Origin of the sequence: Halomonas marinisediminis (genome assembly GCF_004347715.1) — a bacterium.
Classification (GTDB): Bacteria; Pseudomonadota; Gammaproteobacteria; order Pseudomonadales; family Halomonadaceae; genus Halomonas; species Halomonas icarae.
In genome coordinates this window covers 59,570-76,755 of record NZ_SLTR01000017.1, presented here as the reverse complement: position 1 = coordinate 76,755, position 17,186 = coordinate 59,570, and the positions used below count along the sequence as shown (strand labels likewise).

Below are 17,186 nucleotides of genomic sequence, written 5' to 3'. Positions count from 1 at the left end.
CTTACGGCTTACGGCTTACGGCTTACGGCTTACGGCTTACGGCTTACGGCTTACGGCTTACGGCTAGCCGCCAGGCGCGCGGCTCGCCTGCAGGGTGCGGGTGAGCAGGGCGCGCAGGGCCGCGGGACGCACCGGCTTGAGCAGCAGCTGGTAGCCGGTGCGCCTGACCTCCTCGGCCACCTCCTCGGTGCGGTCGGCGGTGATCACGATGCCGGGCACCGCCCCCTCGAGCCGCTCGCCGAGGGCCTCCAGGGCCATCAGTCCGGTGACCTCGTTGTCCAGGTGATAGTCGGCGAGAATGGCGTCCGGGTCGCCGTCGAGGTGGCGCAGCACCGACTTGGCACCGCCGATGCTGGTGGCCGTGAATACCTCACAGCCCCAGCCGGTGAGCATCGCCTTCATGCCTTCGAGAATCAGGGTCTCATTGTCGATGCAGAGTATTCGCGTGCCGACCAGCTTGTTGCCGGCACGGCGCGGTGGCGTCGGCTCCTCGCCCTGCTGGGTCGGCGTCTGGGCGGCGACCAGCGGTACGCTGACCGCGAACATGGTGCCGTACCCCTCCCGGGAGCGCACCGTGATGGGGTGGTCGAGCACCCGACTCATGCGGTCGGCGATGGAGAGCCCCAGGCCGAGCCCCTTTTCGCTCTCCTTGTGACGTGAGGCCTGGTCGAGGCGGCGGAACTCCTGGAAGATTTCGGCCTGCTTGGAGGCGGGAATGCCGGGGCCGGAGTCCCACACCTGGAGGGAGAGTCGGCCGGCATGCCGTCGACAGCCCAGCAGCACCCGACCCTCCTGGGTGTAACGAATGGCGTTGGAGAGGAAGTTCTGCACGATACGGCGCAGCATCTGAGGGTCGCTGTCGACCCAGGCGGCGGTCGGCACCACCATCAGGTCGAGGCCACGATTCTCGGCCATCACCTCGAACTCGGCACGCAGCGGCCGGATGATATCGGCCAGGGCGAAGTGGCTGCGTCTTGGGGTAAGGGCGCCGGCATCCAGCTTGGAGATATCGAGCAGGGTGCCGAGCAGCTCCTCGGCGGCCTGCAGCGAGCCATCGATATGGCCGATGGTGCGCTTCATGTCCGTGGCGTCCATCTCCTGGGCGAGGGCCGAGGTGAACAGGCGAGCGGCGTTGAGTGGCTGCAGCAGGTCGTGGCTGGCGGCGGCCAGGAAGCGTGTCTTGGAGGCGTTGGCATCCTCGGCTACCTGCTTGGCCTGGCGCAGTGCCTGCTCCGCCTCGGCGCGTACCCGGTTCTCCTGGCGCAGTGCCGCGTTGGCCTCGGAGAGGGCCTGGGTTCGCTCGCGAACGCGCTCCTCCAGGGTCTCGTTGGTCTCCTTCAGGGCGACCTCCGCCAGGCGCCGCTCGGTGATGTCCTGATAGAGGGCGAAGAACCCGAGGATCGCACTGCTGTCGCCGAAGTGGGGGGTGTAGGTCACCAGCATGTAGCGCCGCCCCTCGGGTAGTCTGAACGAGACCTCGAAGCTGACCCGCTCGCCGGCCAGGGCGAGCTCGATCCACTGCTTTCGTTCCTGACTCATCTCGGGCGAGATGACCTCGTGGATTCGCTTGCCGATCACCGCGTTGCGATCGATGCCGAAGGCCTGTTCGTAGGCGCGGTTGGTGAAGAGGTAGCGGCACTCCTTGTCGAAGTAGGCGATCAGCGCGGGGACGTTATCCGTATAGATGCGGATATTGTTCTCCGAGCGGATCAGCGCCTCCTCGATGCGCTTCTGCTGGGTGATGTCCTGATAGGTGTAGACGAAGCCGCCGCCCGGCATGGGGTTGCCCTGCACCTCCAGGACGCTGCCATCCTGGCGATAGCGGACGTAGCGGTGGGGTTGTCCCTGGCGGATATTGTCGAGCAGCAGCTGGACATGCTCTTCGGGATCGCCGGGGCCGTACTCACCGTTATGGGCGTTGTAGCGGAAGATCTTGTCGATCGGCGCGCCTACCCGGATCAGGTGATCGGGGAAGCGGAACAGCTCAAGATAGCGCTGATTCCATACCACCAGACGCAGGTTCTGATCGACCACGCTGATGCCCTGGTTGATGTTCTCGATGGTGGCCTGGAGCAGGGCGCGGTTGAACTCCAGCACCTGGGAGGCCTCGTCGACGATGGAGATGACATCGGAGATACCGATGCCGCGCCCCTGCAGCGCCGAGTTGACCACGATGCGTGCCGAGGAGGCGCCGAGCACCGAGGCCAGGAAGCGTTCGGTGAACTGGATGACGTCGATGGAGGCGCGGGTGCCATCCTCCAGCGGCTTGCCGCTGCGCCGGGCATAGTCGTCGAAGGCTCGGCTGACCTGGCTGGCACCCAGGAAGCGTTCGCACAGCACCTTGAGGTCGCCCACGGTGGTGGCGCCGGTCCAGGGCCGGTTCACCGAGGTCTGACGGGTCTCGACGCTGTCGACGAACAGCGAGGCCTGGATGCGCTCCACCACCCGCTGGGAGGTGACCTGGGAGACGAAGATGTAGCAGAACAGGTTGACCCCCAGCGAGAGCATCACGCCGTGGGTGAAGCCGTCACCGACATTGAGGCCGAACAGCGAGGTGGGGGAGAGCCAGGCGACGCCGAAGGGGCCGCCGGTCAGCCAGTCGGCGGGCAGTACGTTGGCACCGATCATGGCCGGCATCAGCAGGCTGTAGGCCCAGATGGCAAAGCCCGCGTTCATGCCGACGATCACGCCGAGACGGTTGCCCCGTTTCCAGTAGAGCCCGCCGATCAGCGCCGGGGCGAACTGGGCCGCGGCGGCGAAGGAGAGCATGCCGATGGAGGCGAGCGAGGCGAATTCGCCAATCAGATGATAGAACCCGTAGGCCATCGCCAGTACGGCAGCGATGGTGATGCGACGCGCGCGCAGCACCAGGCGACCGTAGTCGCGGGCCTTGGTATCGAACCAGCGTAGCCGGAACAGCGCCGGAATCACGATCTCGTTGGAGATCATGATCGAGACCGCCACGGCGGCCACGATCACCATGCCGGTCGCCGCCGAGAAGCCACCGATAAAGGTCAGCAGCGTCAGCCAGGCGCTGTCGGCTGCCATGGGGAGCGCCAGCACGAAGTTGTCGGGCGCCACCTGGCTGTCGGCGAACAGGGTCAGGCTGGCGGCTGCCAGTGGCACCACGAAGAAGGCGAAGGCCAGCAGATAGAGCGGGAAAAGCCAGCGTGCCGTGCGGGCGTCATCGCGATGGGTGTTCTCCACCACCGCCACATGGAACTGGCGTGGCAGGCAGAGGATCGCCAGCATCGCCAGCAGGGTCTGTGCCCAGAAACTCTGGCCGAAGTCCTGCTCGGCCAGCTGCTGCTGAAGCTCCAGCTGGCTCTCGGCGCGTACCAGCAGATCCCCCAGCCCGTCGAACATCCCCCAGGTGACATAGGCCCCCAGCACGAGGAAGGCGATCAGCTTGATCAGTGACTCGAAGGCCACGGCATGGATCATCCCCTCGTGGTGCTCGGTGGCGTCGGTATGGCGGGTGCCGAAGAGGATGGCGAAGACCGCCATCACCAGCGCCACATAGAAGGCGGTGTCGGCGAAGAGGGGCGCCCGCGTGATGTCGCTATCGACGGTCAGCAGGCTGAAGGAGGTGGACACGGCCTTCAGCTGCAGGGCGATATAGGGCAGGGTGCCGATCAGGGCCACCAGGCTGGCAAAGGCCGCCAGCGACTGGGTCTTGCCGTAGCGTGAGGCGATGAAGTCGGCGATGGAGGTGACGTTCTGGTGCTTGGCGACGCGGATCATCTTGGCCAGCACCGGCCAGAACAGCAGGAAGGTCAGGATCGGCCCGACGAAGATGCTGGCGAAGGACCAGCCGCCATTGGCGGCCTGGCCCACCGCGCCATGGAAGGTCCAGGAGGTGCAGTAGATGGCCAGCGCCAGGGAGTAGATGATCGGCCGTCGCTGGCTGGCGCCATGGCGTCGGGCATGACGATCACCACGCCAGGCGATGCCGAACAGTATGGCGATGTAGAGCAGCGATGCGGCGACCAGCAGCCAGCCTGAGAACATGGACTTCCTCCCTCGGTGTCGCCGCCCATTCTAGGGCAATGGCGCGCCCGAGGGCAGGCTCATGGCCTGTCAGGTCTCGGTGCAGACCGCGCGGTAGAGCGGCGCCTCCGACGTCAGCCGACGCATGGCGTCCAGTCTCGGCCGGCGCTCCTCCCCCTCCAGTGGCAGGGTCTCGCGAGTGGCGCAGTTCATCAGCCAGGTCTGGTGGCTGACGCTGTCCTGAAGCTGCTTCTCGAAGCGGTAGAGCAGAAACTCGACCTGCTTCTCGCCCGCCTGCTCCCGGGGCGTCATGCCCTGCTCATCGACCACGCTGAAGGCGGTCGTCATCGGGAAGAGATAGGTCCAGGGGCGCCAGAACATGGGCTCCTCCTCTACCTGGACGATACGGGCGGTGTCCGGCAGCAGCGAGCGCTTGTGCTCGTACCAGCTGTACTCGACGTTGATCTGGTAGCCGAGCATCCCCAGGCCGCCGAGGACCGGAATGATCCAGCGCGGCAGCCGCTTGCCACTGAGCGTGCGCAGCAGAAGCCCGATGCCCGCCGCACCGAGGCCGGCAAAGATCGCCGCAATCAAGTGCCAAATCATGATTCACCCCTGTAAGACATCCTGTAAATAAATCGGTGGCAAAGCGATCGGGCTTCCCTGAGGAAGCCCGATCGGTAGGAAGTTGCCTGGCCCGGCGAACCGGGCCAGGGGGCCATTATGACCCAGAATGGCCTGGAAGATCAGTGGCCGGTCGCCACGCCAGCCCCCTTGGGATAGCGGACGCTCTCCACCAGGTCCTGGATCTCCTGCGGGGGCTCCTCGGTGGCGCTGGAAACCAGGTAGGCCACCGTGAAGTTGCAGATCGCCCCCAGCGCGCCGAAGGAGAGCGGCGAGATGCCCAGGATCCAGTTATCCGGCGTGTTGGGCAGCATGTTGGTGCCGGGAATGAAGAACCAGCCCAGGTAGGTGAAGATATAGAGCAGGGTAGCGACCAGACCGGTCAGCATGCCGGCGACCGCGCCCTTGTTGTTCACCCGCTTGGAGAAGATCCCCATCATCAGCGCCGGGAACAGCGAGGCGCCGGCGATGCCGAAGGCCAGGGCCACCGTCTGGGCGGCGAAGCCCGGTGGATTGAGGCCCAGGTAGGTCGCCAGCAGGATGGCGCCGGCCATGGAGATCCGCGCCGCCAGCATCTCGCCCTTCTCGGTGATGTTGGGGTTGATCATGTTGCGGATCAGGTCATGGCTGATCGCCGAGGAGATGGCCAGCAGCAGACCGGCAGCGGTGGAGAGTGCCGCGGCGATGCCGCCGGCCGCGATCAGGCCGATGACCCAGGGGGGCAGGTTGGCGATCTCGGGGTTGGCGAGTACCAGGATATCGTTGTTGACGGTCAGCTCGCTGCCTTCCCAGCCATGGGATTCGGCGATCTCGGTGTACTCGGGATTGTTGTCGTTATAGAGCTGGATGCGACCGTCACCGTTCTTGTCCTCGAAGGTGATCAGCCCGGTCTCTTCCCAGGTGCGGATCCAGCCCGGGCGCTCCTCGTAGAGGATCGGGTTGTTCAGCTCGTCGGTATAGTCTTCCACCTCACCGGCCATCTCCGGGTAGACGGTGGTCATCAGATTGAGCCGCGCCATGGAGCCAACGGCCGGTGCGGTGAGGTAGAGCAGGGCGATGAAGACCAGGGCCCAGCCGGCAGACCAGCGGGCGTCGGCCACCTTGGGCACGGTGAAGAAGCGGATGATGACGTGGGGCAGGCCCGCGGTACCCACCATCAGCGACAGGGTGAACAGCACCATGTTGAGCTTGTTGTCCACGTCGGCGGTGTAGTCGCGGAAGCCCAGGGCGTTGACCACACTATCCAGCTTGGCGAGCAGCGGCACACCGGACTCGGTATGGGTGCTGAACATGCCGAACATGGGGATCGGGTTGCCGGTCAGCTGCAGGGCGATAAATACCGCCGGGATGGTGTAGGCGACAATCAGCACGACGTACTGGGCCACCTGGGTATAGGTAATTCCCTTCATGCCGCCGAATACCGCATAGAGGAACACGATAAAGGCCGCGATCCAGATGCCCCAGGTATTGGAGACCTCGAGGAAGCGCGAGAAGGCCACGCCGGCGCCGGTCATCTGGCCGATGACGTAGGTCACCGAGGCGACGATCAGGCAGACGACGGCTACCAGGCGGGCGGTATTGCTGTAGAAACGTTCACCGATGAAGTCGGGCACCGTGAACTTGCCGAACTTGCGCAGATAGGGAGCCAGCAGCATGGCCAGGATGACATAGCCACCGGTCCAGCCCATCAGGAAGGTCGAGTTGGCGTAGCCCCCGGAGGCCAGCAGGCCGGCCATGGAGATGAACGACGCGGCGGACATCCAGTCGGCGGCGGTGGCCATGCCGTTGGTGACCGGGTGGACGCCCCCGCCCGCCACATAGAAGTCCTTGGTCGAGCCGGCACGGGCCCAGATCGCTATGCCGATGTAGAGGGCGAATGACGCCCCTACAAATAGCAGGTTGATGGCAAATTGACTCATTCTTGGTTACTCCCCGAGGCCGAATTTCTTGTCGAGCTTGTTCATGCGCCAGGCGTAGAAGAAGATCAGGCAAATGAAGGTCAGGATCGACCCCTGTTGGGCGAACCAGAAGCCAAGGTCGGTCCCGCCGACCGGGATACCGGCGAGCAGAGGCCGGAACAGGATGGCGCAGCCGTAGGAAACAAAGGCCCAGACGGCCAGGCAGCCCACGATCAGGCGTACGTTGGCCTTCCAGTACTCGGTTGTGTCGACTCTCTCTTCTGCCATGTCGTGTTCTCCACTTGTTGTTGAGATAGGGAACTTGTGCAGTCGCTGATGGTGAAATCACCAGGGCAATCGCATGTCTCCGGGCGGGAAGACGCCATGGTGGCGTGCGATTGCCCTGCATGATGCAGGTGAATAGTGGTCAATGAGGGCAAGAAATGAATCCCAGACTTTCGTATCATGAGAATAAAGCGATTCAGTGTTGATGGTAAAAAATTTTTAAAATCAATGCTTTGCTATAGATGATTCTGTGGAATGCCAGGCGCAAAGGCGGCTGGTTAACACCATGGTATATCTCGTTCACCTTGGACCTTTGTCTAGTGATAAGGCGCCGGATAGGACCATGGTCTAAGCGGCCCTGGATCGATACGTTCGTCTAGCTTATCGACGAGGCATGGTCGTTGTTATGCTCCACAGGAGTACCGATGTGTCGTCGGCTTTGTCGCCTGCCGATCACGCCTGCGGAAATCAATAACAATGCCTTCGCCGAAGGCGTCCCCTGAGACCGACGAGCCACTTCGGTGCCGGGGCGCTCCTTCAGGCGGGGGGTGATCCGTGAGGGCCCGCCATGATCGATCTCGATCTTTCTCAGCCACCGTTCACGCTGCTCGATGAGCCCGGTCGCGAGCGGGTGCGCCAGGGCGTCGATCTGGCCTACTTCGATCGTGACGAGATCATCCTCGAGGCTGGTCAGCCCGGCGAGTATGTCTTTCTGATTCACAAGGGCGAGGTGGCGGAGATCGATACCACCCAGCCGGCAGCCAGGGAGCGCATCGGGCATTACACCCAGGGGGACCTGTTCGGGGCGATCAGCATTCTCAACGGCAAGAGTCGCTATCGCTTTCGTGCCGAGCAGGAGAGCCTCTGCTACCTGATGCCCAGGGCACTGTTCCTCGAGCTGTGCGACGCCTATCTCCCCTTTGCCGAGTTCTTCCGCCAGAGCCTGGCCCACAAGGCCCGCCTGCTGACCGAGCAGCGCGCCGAGGGCGGAGTGACCATGGCCGGTTTCATGCTGGCGATGGTGAAGGAGTGCATGCGTGAGCCCCTGGTAGTGCCGGCTGCCACCACCATCGCCGAGGCGGTGGTCACCATCAACGAGCGGCATGCCGACTCGCTGCTGGTGAAGCGCAATGGTTGTCACGGCATGATCACCAAGACCGATCTGCTCAATGCCCTGGTGGTGGACGAACGTTGCCGAGACACTCCGCTCGAGGAGCTGGGGCATGCCGAACTGATCACCGTGACACCGGAAAAGTACCTCTTCGAGGCGCTGGTGATCATGACCCGTCACAAGGTGGAGCGGGTCGTGGTGATGGACCAGCACCAACCGGTGGGGGTGGTGGAGCTGACCGATGTGCTCAGTTACTTCTCCAGTCGCAGCTACGTGGTCAGCCTGCAGGTCGAGCAGGCCGATAGCCTCGAAGCCCTTGCCGCCGCCAGCCGCCGCACTCCCGAGCTGGTCAGCGCGCTGATGGCCCAGGGGGTCAAGCTGCGCTTCTCCATGGGCCTGCTGGCGGCCCTCAACGGCCGGATCATCAACAAGGCCTGGGGGTTTCTGATCGACGAGCGTTACCATGCCGATAGCTGCCTGATGGTGATGGGCAGCGAAGGGCGTGGTGAGCAGATCCTCAAGACCGATCAGGACAACGGCCTGATCCTGGCCGATGATCTCGAGTGGCCCGACTGCGCCGAGCAGATGCAGGGCCTGACCGAGACCCTGGTGGAGCTGGGTTATCCACTCTGCCCGGGCAATATCATGGTCTCCAACCCGGAGTGGGTGGGCACGGTCACCCAGTGGAAGCAGCGCATCACGCGCTGGGTCGAGACTCGGGATGGCGACAGCCTGATGAAGCTGGCGATCATGCTCGACTCCCACGCGGTGGCGGGCAACCCGGCGCTGCTCGACCGGGTGCGTGACGACCTCTTTGCCCGGTGCAGTGGAAACGATCTGCTGCTCTCCTACTTCGCCCGCACCATCCTGCGCTTCTCCACACCGCTGACCCTGTTCGGCTCACTCAAGCGACCCCAGCACGGCATCGATATCAAGAAGGGGGGGATCTTCCCCATCGTGCATGGCGTACGAGTGATGGCACTGGAGCGCGGCATCCGGCCTACCTCGACCCTGGAGCGCCTGGAGGCCCTGGCTGCCGATGGCCGGCTGGAGCCACGCTTCGCCGAAGACCTGGCCGAGGCGCTGGCGCTATTCACCGAGCTGCGCCTCAAGCAGCAGCTGGAGAGGCGTGAGGACGAGGAGGAGGGCGAGCAGCACAGCCCTGATCGAGTAGTGGTACAGGAGCTCTCGTCGCTGGAGCGCGACCTGCTGCGCGAGGCGCTGCATATCGTCAAGGACTTCAAGCAGCGCCTCTCCCACCGCTTTCATCTGGAGTACTCATGAATCGACGGAACGACAACGACACAAGGAGCCCGTCATGCTCAAGATGCTGAGACGCGTCGCGGATCAGCGGCGCCATGCCAACGGCGAGTACGCCTGGCTGTTTCGCCCCTATACCGGTGACGAGATGGTGGTGATCGACACCGAGACCACCGGCCTGGATACCCGCAGCGCCGAGCTGGTGTCGATCGCCGCGGTGCGGGTGCGTGGTGATCATATCCTCACCAGTGACTCCCTGGATCTGCGCCTTCGTCGCCCCGACTCGCTGACCGGTGATTCCATCCGCATCCATGGCCTGCGTGGCATGGACCTCGACAATGGCGAGAGCATCGACAGCGCCCTGGCGCGGCTGCTCGACTTCGTCGGCAATCGCCCTCTCGTGGGCTGGCATCTGGGCTTTGACCTGGCGATTCTCAACCGTGAGCTGCGTCCGCGTTTCGGCTTCGAGCTACCCAACGCCACCGTGGATGTGGCCCAGCTGTGGCGGCGCCGACTGCGACGTCGGCACCCGGCAATCGATAACCTGCCGCGCTTCGAGAGTGCCGCCGAGCGCCTGGGAGTGCCGGTCATGGGGCGCAATACCGCCCTGGGGGATGCGGTGACCACCGCGCTGATGTTCCTGCGCCTGGAGCGCGCTGACGCCGCCGGGAGTTAGTCGGCACGAGTGGCGTCTGGCGTCGCCTGGCGCTGTCGCCGATGGTAGGATGGGCGCCTTTCCATTTTTGCCCGCACTGGCAGCGCCAAGACCTATGCAAGACGCCGTGACCTTCGACCCCCGCGAACGCGATAGCGCGCCCCTCACCCACTCCGGGCCAGCCTCGCCCCAGCAGCAGCCCGGTACCCAGGACAAGCGTGAATTCAACAAGCTGCAGAAGCGGCTGCGTCGCCTGGTAGGCAATGCCATCATCGACTACGGCATGATTCATGAGGGAGATCGGGTGATGGTGTGCCTGTCCGGTGGCAAGGACAGCTACACCCTGCTCGAGATCCTACGCAATCTGCAGCGCAACGCCCCGGTCGACTTCTCGCTGGTGGCGGTGAATCTCGATCAGAAGCAGCCCGGCTTTCCCGAGCATGTGCTGCCCGAGTACCTGGAGACTACCGGGGTCGACTATCATATCCTCGAGCGCGACACCTATTCGGTGGTCAAGGAGAAGACCCCGGAAGGCAAGACCACCTGTGCGCTCTGCTCGCGGCTGCGCCGCGGCTCCCTGTATGGGTTCGCCGAGCAGATCGGTGCCAACAAGATCGCCCTGGGGCACCACCGCGAGGATATCCTCGAGACCCTGTTCCTCAACATGTTCTTCGGCGGCAGCCTCAAGTCGATGCCGCCGAAGCTGCTGTCCGACGATGGCCGGAACATGGTGATTCGGCCGCTGGCCTATTGTCGGGAGGCGGACATTGCCGAGTTTGCTCGGCAGATGGCGTTTCCGATCATCCCCTGCAACCTGTGTGGCTCTCAGCCCAACCTGCAGCGTCAGGTGGTCAAGGAGATGCTGGCGGAGTGGGAGGCGAAGCATCCCGGGCGCCTGGAAAGCATGTTCAAGGCGGTGACCAATGTGGCGCCTTCACAGCTGGCCGACCGTGAGTTGTTTGACTTCGCCGGGCTGGAGGAGAAGCAGGCCAGGATGCAGGCCAGCCGGATCGATATCCAGCAAGAGCTATAAGCTTGAAGAGCGGCGCTCCGCGCCTGGAAGAGCCGGGCTTCGCCCGGAGCTGGAAGAGCACCTGCTTCGCTGGCTCAAGCTTGAAGAACAGGACTTGACGCCTTTGGCAGCGAAGTCATGCTGCTTTTCCAGCTTCCTGCTTTAGTGCGCCCCCTCCTCCTCGGCCAGACGGGTGAGCGCCGGCAGATCGAGGATATTCACCTCGCGCCCCGAGACGGCGACCAGGCCCTGGGTCTGGAAGCGGCCGAGGATACGGCTTACCGTCTCCACCGCCAGGCCCAGGTAGTTGCCGATATCGGCCCGCGCCATGGAGAGGCGGAAGCTGTAGGGCGAGTAGCCGCGGCGGCGGAAACGCTCGGAGAGGCTGGTGAAGAAGCTGGCCAGGCGCTGGTCGGCGGTCTTGCGCGAGAGCAGGCGCATCATGCGGCGGTCATCGCGCAGCTCCTTGCTCATGCTGCGGTAGAGTTGTCCGCGCAGCTCCGGCATCGACTCCGCGAGGTGGTCCAGGCGGTCGAAGGGAATCTCGCAGACGGTGGTGGTCTCCAGTGCCACCACTGTACCCGGGTAGCATTGTTCGTCGATGCCGTCGAGGCCCACCAGTTCGCTGGGGAGATAGAAGTTGGTCAGCTGGTCTTCGCCACTGCCCTCGGTGGTGACCTGCTTGAGGCTGCCGGAGCGAACCGCGAAGACGCTGGAGAAGGGGGTGTCCTGGCGGAATAGCGCCTCGCCCTTCTTGAGTGGTGCGCGACGCCGGATGATGGCGTCGAACTGGTCCATGTCGTCCACCTCGAGTGCCAGAGGCAGGCAGAGAGAGCTGAGACTGCACGTCTGACAGCGCGTCTCCTGTAGTACGGATCGCCGCCGACCGGTGAGAGTATCCGCCATGGCCCTTTCCTTCTTGATCGTGGTCATGGGCCCATTATGGAGCAAAGTGCAGGCAGGGCAAACTATGCGGGGCTCGGCGGCTAGGGGAGGGCGAGGGCCTCAAGGATGTCGGGCAGCCGCCAGTGTCCCTCGGCGGTCAGCGATACTCCCTCAATCGTCATCTCGATCAGTCCCTCCGCGTGGAGCCTCTCGAGGTGTGGGCTCGGCGGCAGGTCGGCAGGGTCGACGCCACGGCCACACAGCAGGGTCTCGCGTGTCGCGCGGTGGCGTCGTTCATCGGCCGTCAGGCGGGCGCCGCGTGCGGTTGGCAGTTGGCTGTTATCGAGTGCCGATTCGTATGCCGCCAGCGTACCGGCGTTACGAACCCAGAGGTCGCCGATACGGCTGGTGGCGTTCACGCCGAGCCCCAGCAGATCACCCGCTTGCCCCCGGGTAAAGCCAAGCGGACCATGCCCCAGAGTGCCGCTGGCCTGGGCCTGTGCCAGGGGGTCGTTGCGGCGCGTGTAGAGGCCCAGGCCGATATGGACATAGCCGGCGGCGTCGAGCCGGGCGCGAGCCACGGCCAGCAGCTGCCGGCGGGTCGAGGCGTCGGGTAGCCAGTCACGGTGGATGGCGCGCTGGGCAGGGTGGTGCTCCGGGCGATGCCGATAGCGGTAGAGGCGGATGCGTGCCGGGACCATGCCGATGACCTGCTCGAGGGTATCGACGAGCCCTTGAGGTGTCTGGAAGGGTAGCCCCAGCATCAGCGACATCGTCAGCTCCCGGAAGCCCAGGCGGTCGGCCTCGTCGACCAGCGACTCGGTCAGGGCCCTCGGCTGTAGGCGGTTGATGGCCTGTTGTACACGTGGATCCAGTTCCTGCACCCCCAGGTTCAGGCGGTTGAAGCCCAGCGCTTGCAGATGGCGCAGGGTCAGCATATCGGTCTCTCGTGGGTCGAGGTCGATGCTGAAGTCCCGCTCCCGGGCACCGGAGAGGCCGAGGCGGGCGTCCAGGCGATCGAAGAGGTCACTCATCTGGTCCAGGGAGAGAAAGGCCGGGGGGGCGCCACCCCAGTGCAGGCGAGATACCGGCGGCAGGCCGCTGAGCCGACGCCGAGCCAGTACCATTTCGCGGTCTAGGCGGGAGAGATAGGGGTCGGCCTGGCGACTGCTGCGGGAGGAGACGCACTGGCTGGCGCAGAAGCGGCAGGCATGGTGGCAGAAGGGTAGGCGCACCTTGATCGCCAGGGGTGCCTCGGCCGGACGCTCGGCGAGGGCCATTTCCAGTGCCTGGGCGCCGATGCCGTCGTGATAGTGGTGCGGGGCAGGGTAGGCGACCTCCGCGGCCGTTACCAGGTCGCCCACGCCGGGCAGCGGCTCTCGAGCAGGACTCGAGGCCCCGGCGGGGACGGTGTGCTTGGCAGGAACGGGCATGGGGCGACTCCGCTGATGGATCTACTCCCCATGCTAGGGCGTGGTGCCGAGACCGGCGTTGAGCTGCGTCAACCCCGCGTGGAATAGTGCTCAGCCGGGATGGTGGGGGCCTCCCCCGGGAGCCAGCAACCATAGCTGCCAGAGCGCGAAGGCGATGATGGAGAGCGCGGCAAGGGTGCGGGTGGCCCGGTGGCGGATCAGCCGGCTCAGCTGGCGCGCGGCAAAGCCGGTGGCCAGCAGGGCCGGCAGGGTGCCTAGTCCGAAGGCGCCCATCAGCAAGGCGCCGCGCAGCGGATCCGCCATGGCCAGGCTCCAGGTCAGCATGGAGTAGACCAGCCCGCAGGGCAGCCAGCCCCATACCGCCCCCAGCGCCACTGCCTGGGGGAGCTTGACCACCGGCATCAGCCGGCGCCCCAGTGGCTCCAGATGGCGCCACAGGCGCCTGCCCAGGGCCTCGATCCCCAGCAGCCCCTTCCACCAGTCGGCGATATAGAGCGCCATAAGGATCAGCATCAGGGCGGCGAGCCCCTGCAGGATAAGGCGCGCGGGGGCGGTCAGCGAGAGCAGGGTGCCGAGCGACGCCGCCAGGACGCCGGCGATCATGTAGCTGGTGATGCGGCCCAGGTTGTAGCCCAGCAGCAGGCCCGAGAGGCGCGCCGGAGAGCGCATGCTGGGTGGCACCGCGAAGGAGAGGGCGCTCATGATGCCGCCGCACATGCCGATGCAGTGGGCACCGCCAAGCAGGCCGAAGACGAAGGCGGCGGCGAAAGGCGGCAGGTCCAGTCCGGTCGGGTCCATCAGCGCGTCTCGTCCGATGGCTCGGAGGTCGGCGATGTGGTGACGTCATCCTTGCCGCCGCTCCTGCGCTCCTCCGTGGGGCGGTCATTGTCGTCCTCATCGAAGAGAATGCGGTAGGCGGGTCCTTCCAGATCCTCGAACTGGTCGTGCTTCACCGCCCAGAAGAAGGCCCACAAGGCCAGGCCCAGCAGGATCAGGGTCAGTGGTATCAGCAGGTAGAGAATAGTCATGCGGTGCGGGGTTCCGAAGGTGTAGCCACCTCCTGTGGCAGTGGGGTGTGGCGAGTCAGACGCAGAGCGTTGCCGACCACCACCAGCGAGCTTGCCGACATGCCGATGGCCGCAATCCAGGGCGTGACGAAGCCCATCATGGCCAGCGGCAGGGCGCCGATATTGTAAACCAGCGCCCATCCGAGGTTCTGCTTGATGATGCGGCGCGTGGCGCGGCTGACGGCGACGGCCTCGACGATACGCATCAGGCGCGGGCCCAGCAACACGGCATCGGCGCGGGTGCGAGCCAGGTCCGTGGCGCCGTTCATGGCGATGGCCACATCGGCACCCGCCAGCACCGGTACATCGTTGATGCCGTCGCCGACCATGGCGACGCGCTCACCCGCGGCCTGCAGCTGGCGCAGGCGCGCAAGCTTGCCTTCCGGGCTGACCCCGCCGTGCCACCGCGCGATACCCAGCCGCTCGGCCATGCGGGCGGTGGCGTCGGCGCTGTCGCCGGAGAGCAGCTCCACCTTCAATCCCAGCGACCTCAGTGCGGCGACGGTGTCGACGGCGTCCTCTCGCAGGCGGTCGCTCAGGCTGAACCAGGCCCGGGGCCGCCCGGCTTCGCTCAGCAACAGCCACTGGCCATCGCCCGGGGGTGCCAGGGGCTGGTCGGGGGCGGCGAACTCCGGCTTGCCGAGCCGCCACCGACGGTTGTGAAGGGTGCCCTCCAGCCCCAGTCCCGGGCGGTTGATGATCGCCTCGGCGCTCAGGCGGTGATCACGGTAGGGGCCGAAGGCCCGCGCGATGGGGTGCTCGGACTGGGTTTCCAGGGCCGCGGCGATGCGGGTCAGCGCCTCCTCGTCAAGGTGATTGGTGTCAAGACCTTCGCTGTCCCGGACTCGCCGGACCTCGACCAGGGTCATTTCACCGGCGGTCAGGGTGCCGGTCTTGTCGAAAACCACTCGGTCGAGATTCGACAGCGTCTCCAGGGCGTCGGCGCGGGTGATCAGTACGCCGCGTCGACGCAGCTGGCCATGGGCCGCCGTCAGCGCGGTGGGGGTAGCCAGGGCCAGTGCACAGGGGCAGGTGATTACCAGCACCGAGAGGGTTACCCAGAAGGCGCGCTGAGGATCGATAAACCACCACAGGGTGCCGACCACCACGGAGAGGATCAGCACCTGCAGCACGAAGTGGTGGGCGAGGCGGGCGGTATGCTCCGCAATCTTGGGGCGGTGGGCGAAGGCGCGGTCGGTCAGGTCGACGATGCTGGCGGCCCTGGCGTCCTTACCCGCGCGGGTCACACGGATGATCAGCGGGCTGGTGATGTTCTGGCTGCCACCGGTCACGCTGTCGCCGAACGCGCGACTGACCGGCAGGGTCTCGCCGGTCAGCATGGATTCATCGAGGCTGGACTCGCCGTCCTCGATGATGCCGTCGGCGGGTACCCCGTGGCCGGGCTTGACCAGTACGCGGTCGCCCTCGTGCAGGTCGCTGGCGGGTACGATGCGCGCCTGGCCGTCATCCTCCAGCCGCGTCGCCGAAAGCGGGAGCACCTGAGCCAGCGCATTGCCGATGCGTCCGCTGTGCCGGCGCGCGCGCATCTCCACATAGCGACCAAACAGCAGAAAGAAGGTGAACATCACCACCGAATCAAAGTAGATGTCGCCGCCAACGAATACCCCCCAGGCGCTGGCGATATAGGCCGAGCCGATGGCCAGCGACACCGGAACATCCATGCCCAGCTGACGGCTGCGTATATCGCGCAGCGCGCCAGTGAAAAAGGGCTGAGCCGAAAACAGCACCACCGGTGTGGTCAGGGCGAAGGCCAGCCACAGGAAGAGGGCGCTGAAGTCGGCGCTGATCTCCCCCTCGCCGGCGAAGTAGTGGGGGATCGAGAACATCATCACCTGCATCATGCCGGCAGCGGCGACGATCAGGCGTCGGATGCTCATGCGCTCCTCGCGCTGAAGGCGAAGCTGGGCGGCATCCGGTTCATAGGGCTGGGAGGGGTAACCGATGGCCGCCAGCTCGGCCAGGATGCGAGACAGGGGAAGCCGTTCGGGGTCCCAGGTCACGCGCAACCGGTGATGGCTGAGGTTGACCGCGGTGGCGGTGATGCCCGTCAAGGCGTTGAGGCGGTGCTCGATCAGCCAGGCGCAGGCGGCGCAGGTGATGCCATCCACCGCCAGGGTGACATGCACCTGGCCGCTGCCGTCCTGTTCGGGGTGGACGAACTGCTGCTGCAGCCCGGGGTCATCGAAGACCGTCCAGGTGTCGGCATCGGCCGCGCCGCGCTCGTCGGGTCGCTCCGGCAGCTCGGTGCGGAAGCGGTAGTAGCTGGCCAGCCCGCCGTCGACGATGGCGTGGGCCACCGCCTCGCAACCGGGGCAGCAGAGCGGGTGGCGGATGTCATCCAGGGTGATCGACCAGCTGGCGCCGGTGGGTACCGGGTTGCCGCAGTGATAGCAGGTGGTGTCCAGGGTCTCGGGGGTGTCGGTCATGTCGGGGCGCCGGACTAGAGGCCCGGCTTCAGGGTGACGGGGGCATCGTTCGGGAAGCTGATCTCGCCGGTGAGTCGCCACTCGGCCTGCTCACCTGCCTCGGGCTGCAGCTGCAGGTACCAGCGATAGCGCAACGGCTCCTCCAGGGTGGTGAGATAGCGGCCCTCATGTACATGCTCCAGGGTCAGCTCGCGGTCGAAGTCGCTGTCGGTGGGGAAGATCAGTGCCAGGGCAAGGCTCTCCGGGCGACTCTCCCCCATCAGATCCACCACGACGTCACCGGTGCGGTTGTCGAAGAGCACCTGAGCCTCGAGCCCCAGCGCCCGGGCATGCTCCTGCTTGGCCAGCTGCTCGTTGATGGCCAGGCCGCGCTTGTAGTAGTCGCCGCCAACCGAGCCATCGTAGTAGCGAATCGAGACGACCAGGTAGATGAGGCTGAAGGTGATCGACGACAGCAAGAGCCCGATCAGAAACCAGGGCCAGAACTGCTTGTACCAGGGCTTGAGGTCTTCGTGCATG

At 65.4% G+C, this 17,186-nt stretch carries 13 protein-coding genes; 3 read left to right on the top strand and 10 right to left on the bottom strand.

Going from position 1 to position 17,186, the window contains the following annotated elements; translation table 11 throughout:
- Window positions 1–63 precede the first annotated feature (63 nt).
- The 4 genes from E0702_RS12565 to E0702_RS12550 form a co-directional block, all read right to left on the bottom strand.
- Window positions 64–4,011, bottom strand: a complete 3,948-nt coding sequence (locus E0702_RS12565) for a hybrid sensor histidine kinase/response regulator (RefSeq protein WP_132044340.1) — start codon at window positions 4,009–4,011, stop codon at window positions 64–66.
- 69 nt (window positions 4,012–4,080) lie between these two features.
- Window positions 4,081–4,596: a hypothetical protein gene (locus E0702_RS12560; RefSeq protein ID WP_132044338.1), complete on the bottom strand. Its 516-nt coding sequence runs from the start codon at window positions 4,594–4,596 to the stop codon at window positions 4,081–4,083.
- Window positions 4,597–4,736: 140 nt separating this feature from the next.
- On the bottom strand, window positions 4,737–6,533 hold the full coding sequence (locus E0702_RS12555; RefSeq protein WP_132044336.1) for a sodium:solute symporter family protein: 1,797 nt from the start codon (window positions 6,531–6,533) through the stop codon (window positions 4,737–4,739).
- Window positions 6,534–6,539: 6 nt separating this feature from the next.
- Entirely contained in the window at window positions 6,540–6,800 is a 261-nt protein-coding gene (locus tag E0702_RS12550) for a DUF4212 domain-containing protein (RefSeq protein WP_132044334.1), read from the bottom strand.
- A gap of 565 nt (window positions 6,801–7,365) precedes the next feature.
- On the opposite strand from E0702_RS12550, the gene E0702_RS12545 reads away from it, so the two are divergent.
- From E0702_RS12545 to ttcA, 3 genes are all read left to right on the top strand, one after another.
- Window positions 7,366–9,192, top strand: a complete 1,827-nt coding sequence (locus tag E0702_RS12545; protein ID WP_132044333.1) for a putative nucleotidyltransferase substrate binding domain-containing protein — start codon at window positions 7,366–7,368, stop codon at window positions 9,190–9,192.
- A gap of 34 nt (window positions 9,193–9,226) precedes the next feature.
- Window positions 9,227–9,844, top strand: coding sequence for a 3'-5' exonuclease (locus tag E0702_RS12540; protein ID WP_132044331.1), 618 nt, complete (start codon window positions 9,227–9,229; stop codon window positions 9,842–9,844).
- Between the two features lie 94 nt (window positions 9,845–9,938).
- Window positions 9,939–10,856: a tRNA 2-thiocytidine(32) synthetase TtcA gene (gene ttcA, locus E0702_RS12535; protein WP_132044329.1), complete on the top strand. Its 918-nt coding sequence runs from the start codon at window positions 9,939–9,941 to the stop codon at window positions 10,854–10,856.
- 141 nt (window positions 10,857–10,997) lie between these two features.
- Here ttcA and fnr read toward each other — a convergent pair whose 3' ends face one another.
- The 6 genes from fnr to E0702_RS12505 form a co-directional block, all read right to left on the bottom strand.
- Window positions 10,998–11,741: a fumarate/nitrate reduction transcriptional regulator Fnr gene (gene fnr / locus E0702_RS12530; protein ID WP_132044327.1), complete on the bottom strand. Its 744-nt coding sequence runs from the start codon at window positions 11,739–11,741 to the stop codon at window positions 10,998–11,000.
- 80 nt (window positions 11,742–11,821) lie between these two features.
- Window positions 11,822–13,153: a radical SAM protein gene (locus E0702_RS12525; RefSeq protein ID WP_132044325.1), complete on the bottom strand. Its 1,332-nt coding sequence runs from the start codon at window positions 13,151–13,153 to the stop codon at window positions 11,822–11,824.
- Window positions 13,154–13,243: 90 nt separating this feature from the next.
- Window positions 13,244–13,951, bottom strand: coding sequence for a sulfite exporter TauE/SafE family protein (locus tag E0702_RS12520; RefSeq protein ID WP_132044323.1), 708 nt, complete (start codon window positions 13,949–13,951; stop codon window positions 13,244–13,246).
- Window positions 13,951–14,181 (bottom strand): cbb3-type cytochrome oxidase assembly protein CcoS, encoded by a 231-nt coding sequence (ccoS, locus tag E0702_RS12515; protein ID WP_132044321.1) that lies wholly within the window; start codon window positions 14,179–14,181, stop codon window positions 13,951–13,953. Before ccoS ends, E0702_RS12520 begins: the two co-directional genes overlap by 1 nt.
- On the bottom strand, window positions 14,178–16,667 hold the full coding sequence (locus E0702_RS12510) for a heavy metal translocating P-type ATPase (protein ID WP_132044319.1): 2,490 nt from the start codon (window positions 16,665–16,667) through the stop codon (window positions 14,178–14,180). The genes ccoS and E0702_RS12510 overlap by 4 nt, the downstream gene beginning before the upstream one ends.
- A gap of 14 nt (window positions 16,668–16,681) precedes the next feature.
- A complete protein-coding gene (locus tag E0702_RS12505) occupies window positions 16,682–17,185 on the bottom strand; it encodes a FixH family protein (protein ID WP_132044317.1) in 504 nt (167 codons plus the stop codon).
- Window position 17,186 lies beyond the last annotated feature (1 nt).

Bases quoted from the DNA above. Each gene is read 5' to 3' on its own strand.
- E0702_RS12565 (WP_132044340.1), bottom strand. From the start codon at position 4,011: ATGTTCTCAGGCTGGCTGCTGGTCGCCGCATCGCTGCTCTACATCGCC.
- E0702_RS12560 (WP_132044338.1), bottom strand. From the start codon at position 4,596: ATGATTTGGCACTTGATTGCGGCGATCTTTGCCGGCCTCGGTGCGGCG.
- E0702_RS12555 (WP_132044336.1), bottom strand. From the start codon at position 6,533: ATGAGTCAATTTGCCATCAACCTGCTATTTGTAGGGGCGTCATTCGCC.
- E0702_RS12550 (WP_132044334.1), bottom strand. From the start codon at position 6,800: ATGGCAGAAGAGAGAGTCGACACAACCGAGTACTGGAAGGCCAACGTA.
- E0702_RS12545 (WP_132044333.1), top strand. From the start codon at position 7,366: ATGATCGATCTCGATCTTTCTCAGCCACCGTTCACGCTGCTCGATGAG.
- E0702_RS12540 (WP_132044331.1), top strand. From the start codon at position 9,227: ATGCTCAAGATGCTGAGACGCGTCGCGGATCAGCGGCGCCATGCCAAC.
- ttcA (WP_132044329.1), top strand. From the start codon at position 9,939: ATGCAAGACGCCGTGACCTTCGACCCCCGCGAACGCGATAGCGCGCCC.
- fnr (WP_132044327.1), bottom strand. From the start codon at position 11,741: ATGGCGGATACTCTCACCGGTCGGCGGCGATCCGTACTACAGGAGACG.
- E0702_RS12525 (WP_132044325.1), bottom strand. From the start codon at position 13,153: ATGCCCGTTCCTGCCAAGCACACCGTCCCCGCCGGGGCCTCGAGTCCT.
- E0702_RS12520 (WP_132044323.1), bottom strand. From the start codon at position 13,951: ATGGACCCGACCGGACTGGACCTGCCGCCTTTCGCCGCCGCCTTCGTC.
- ccoS (WP_132044321.1), bottom strand. From the start codon at position 14,181: ATGACTATTCTCTACCTGCTGATACCACTGACCCTGATCCTGCTGGGC.
- E0702_RS12510 (WP_132044319.1), bottom strand. From the start codon at position 16,667: ATGACCGACACCCCCGAGACCCTGGACACCACCTGCTATCACTGCGGC.
- E0702_RS12505 (WP_132044317.1), bottom strand. From the start codon at position 17,185: ATGCACGAAGACCTCAAGCCCTGGTACAAGCAGTTCTGGCCCTGGTTT.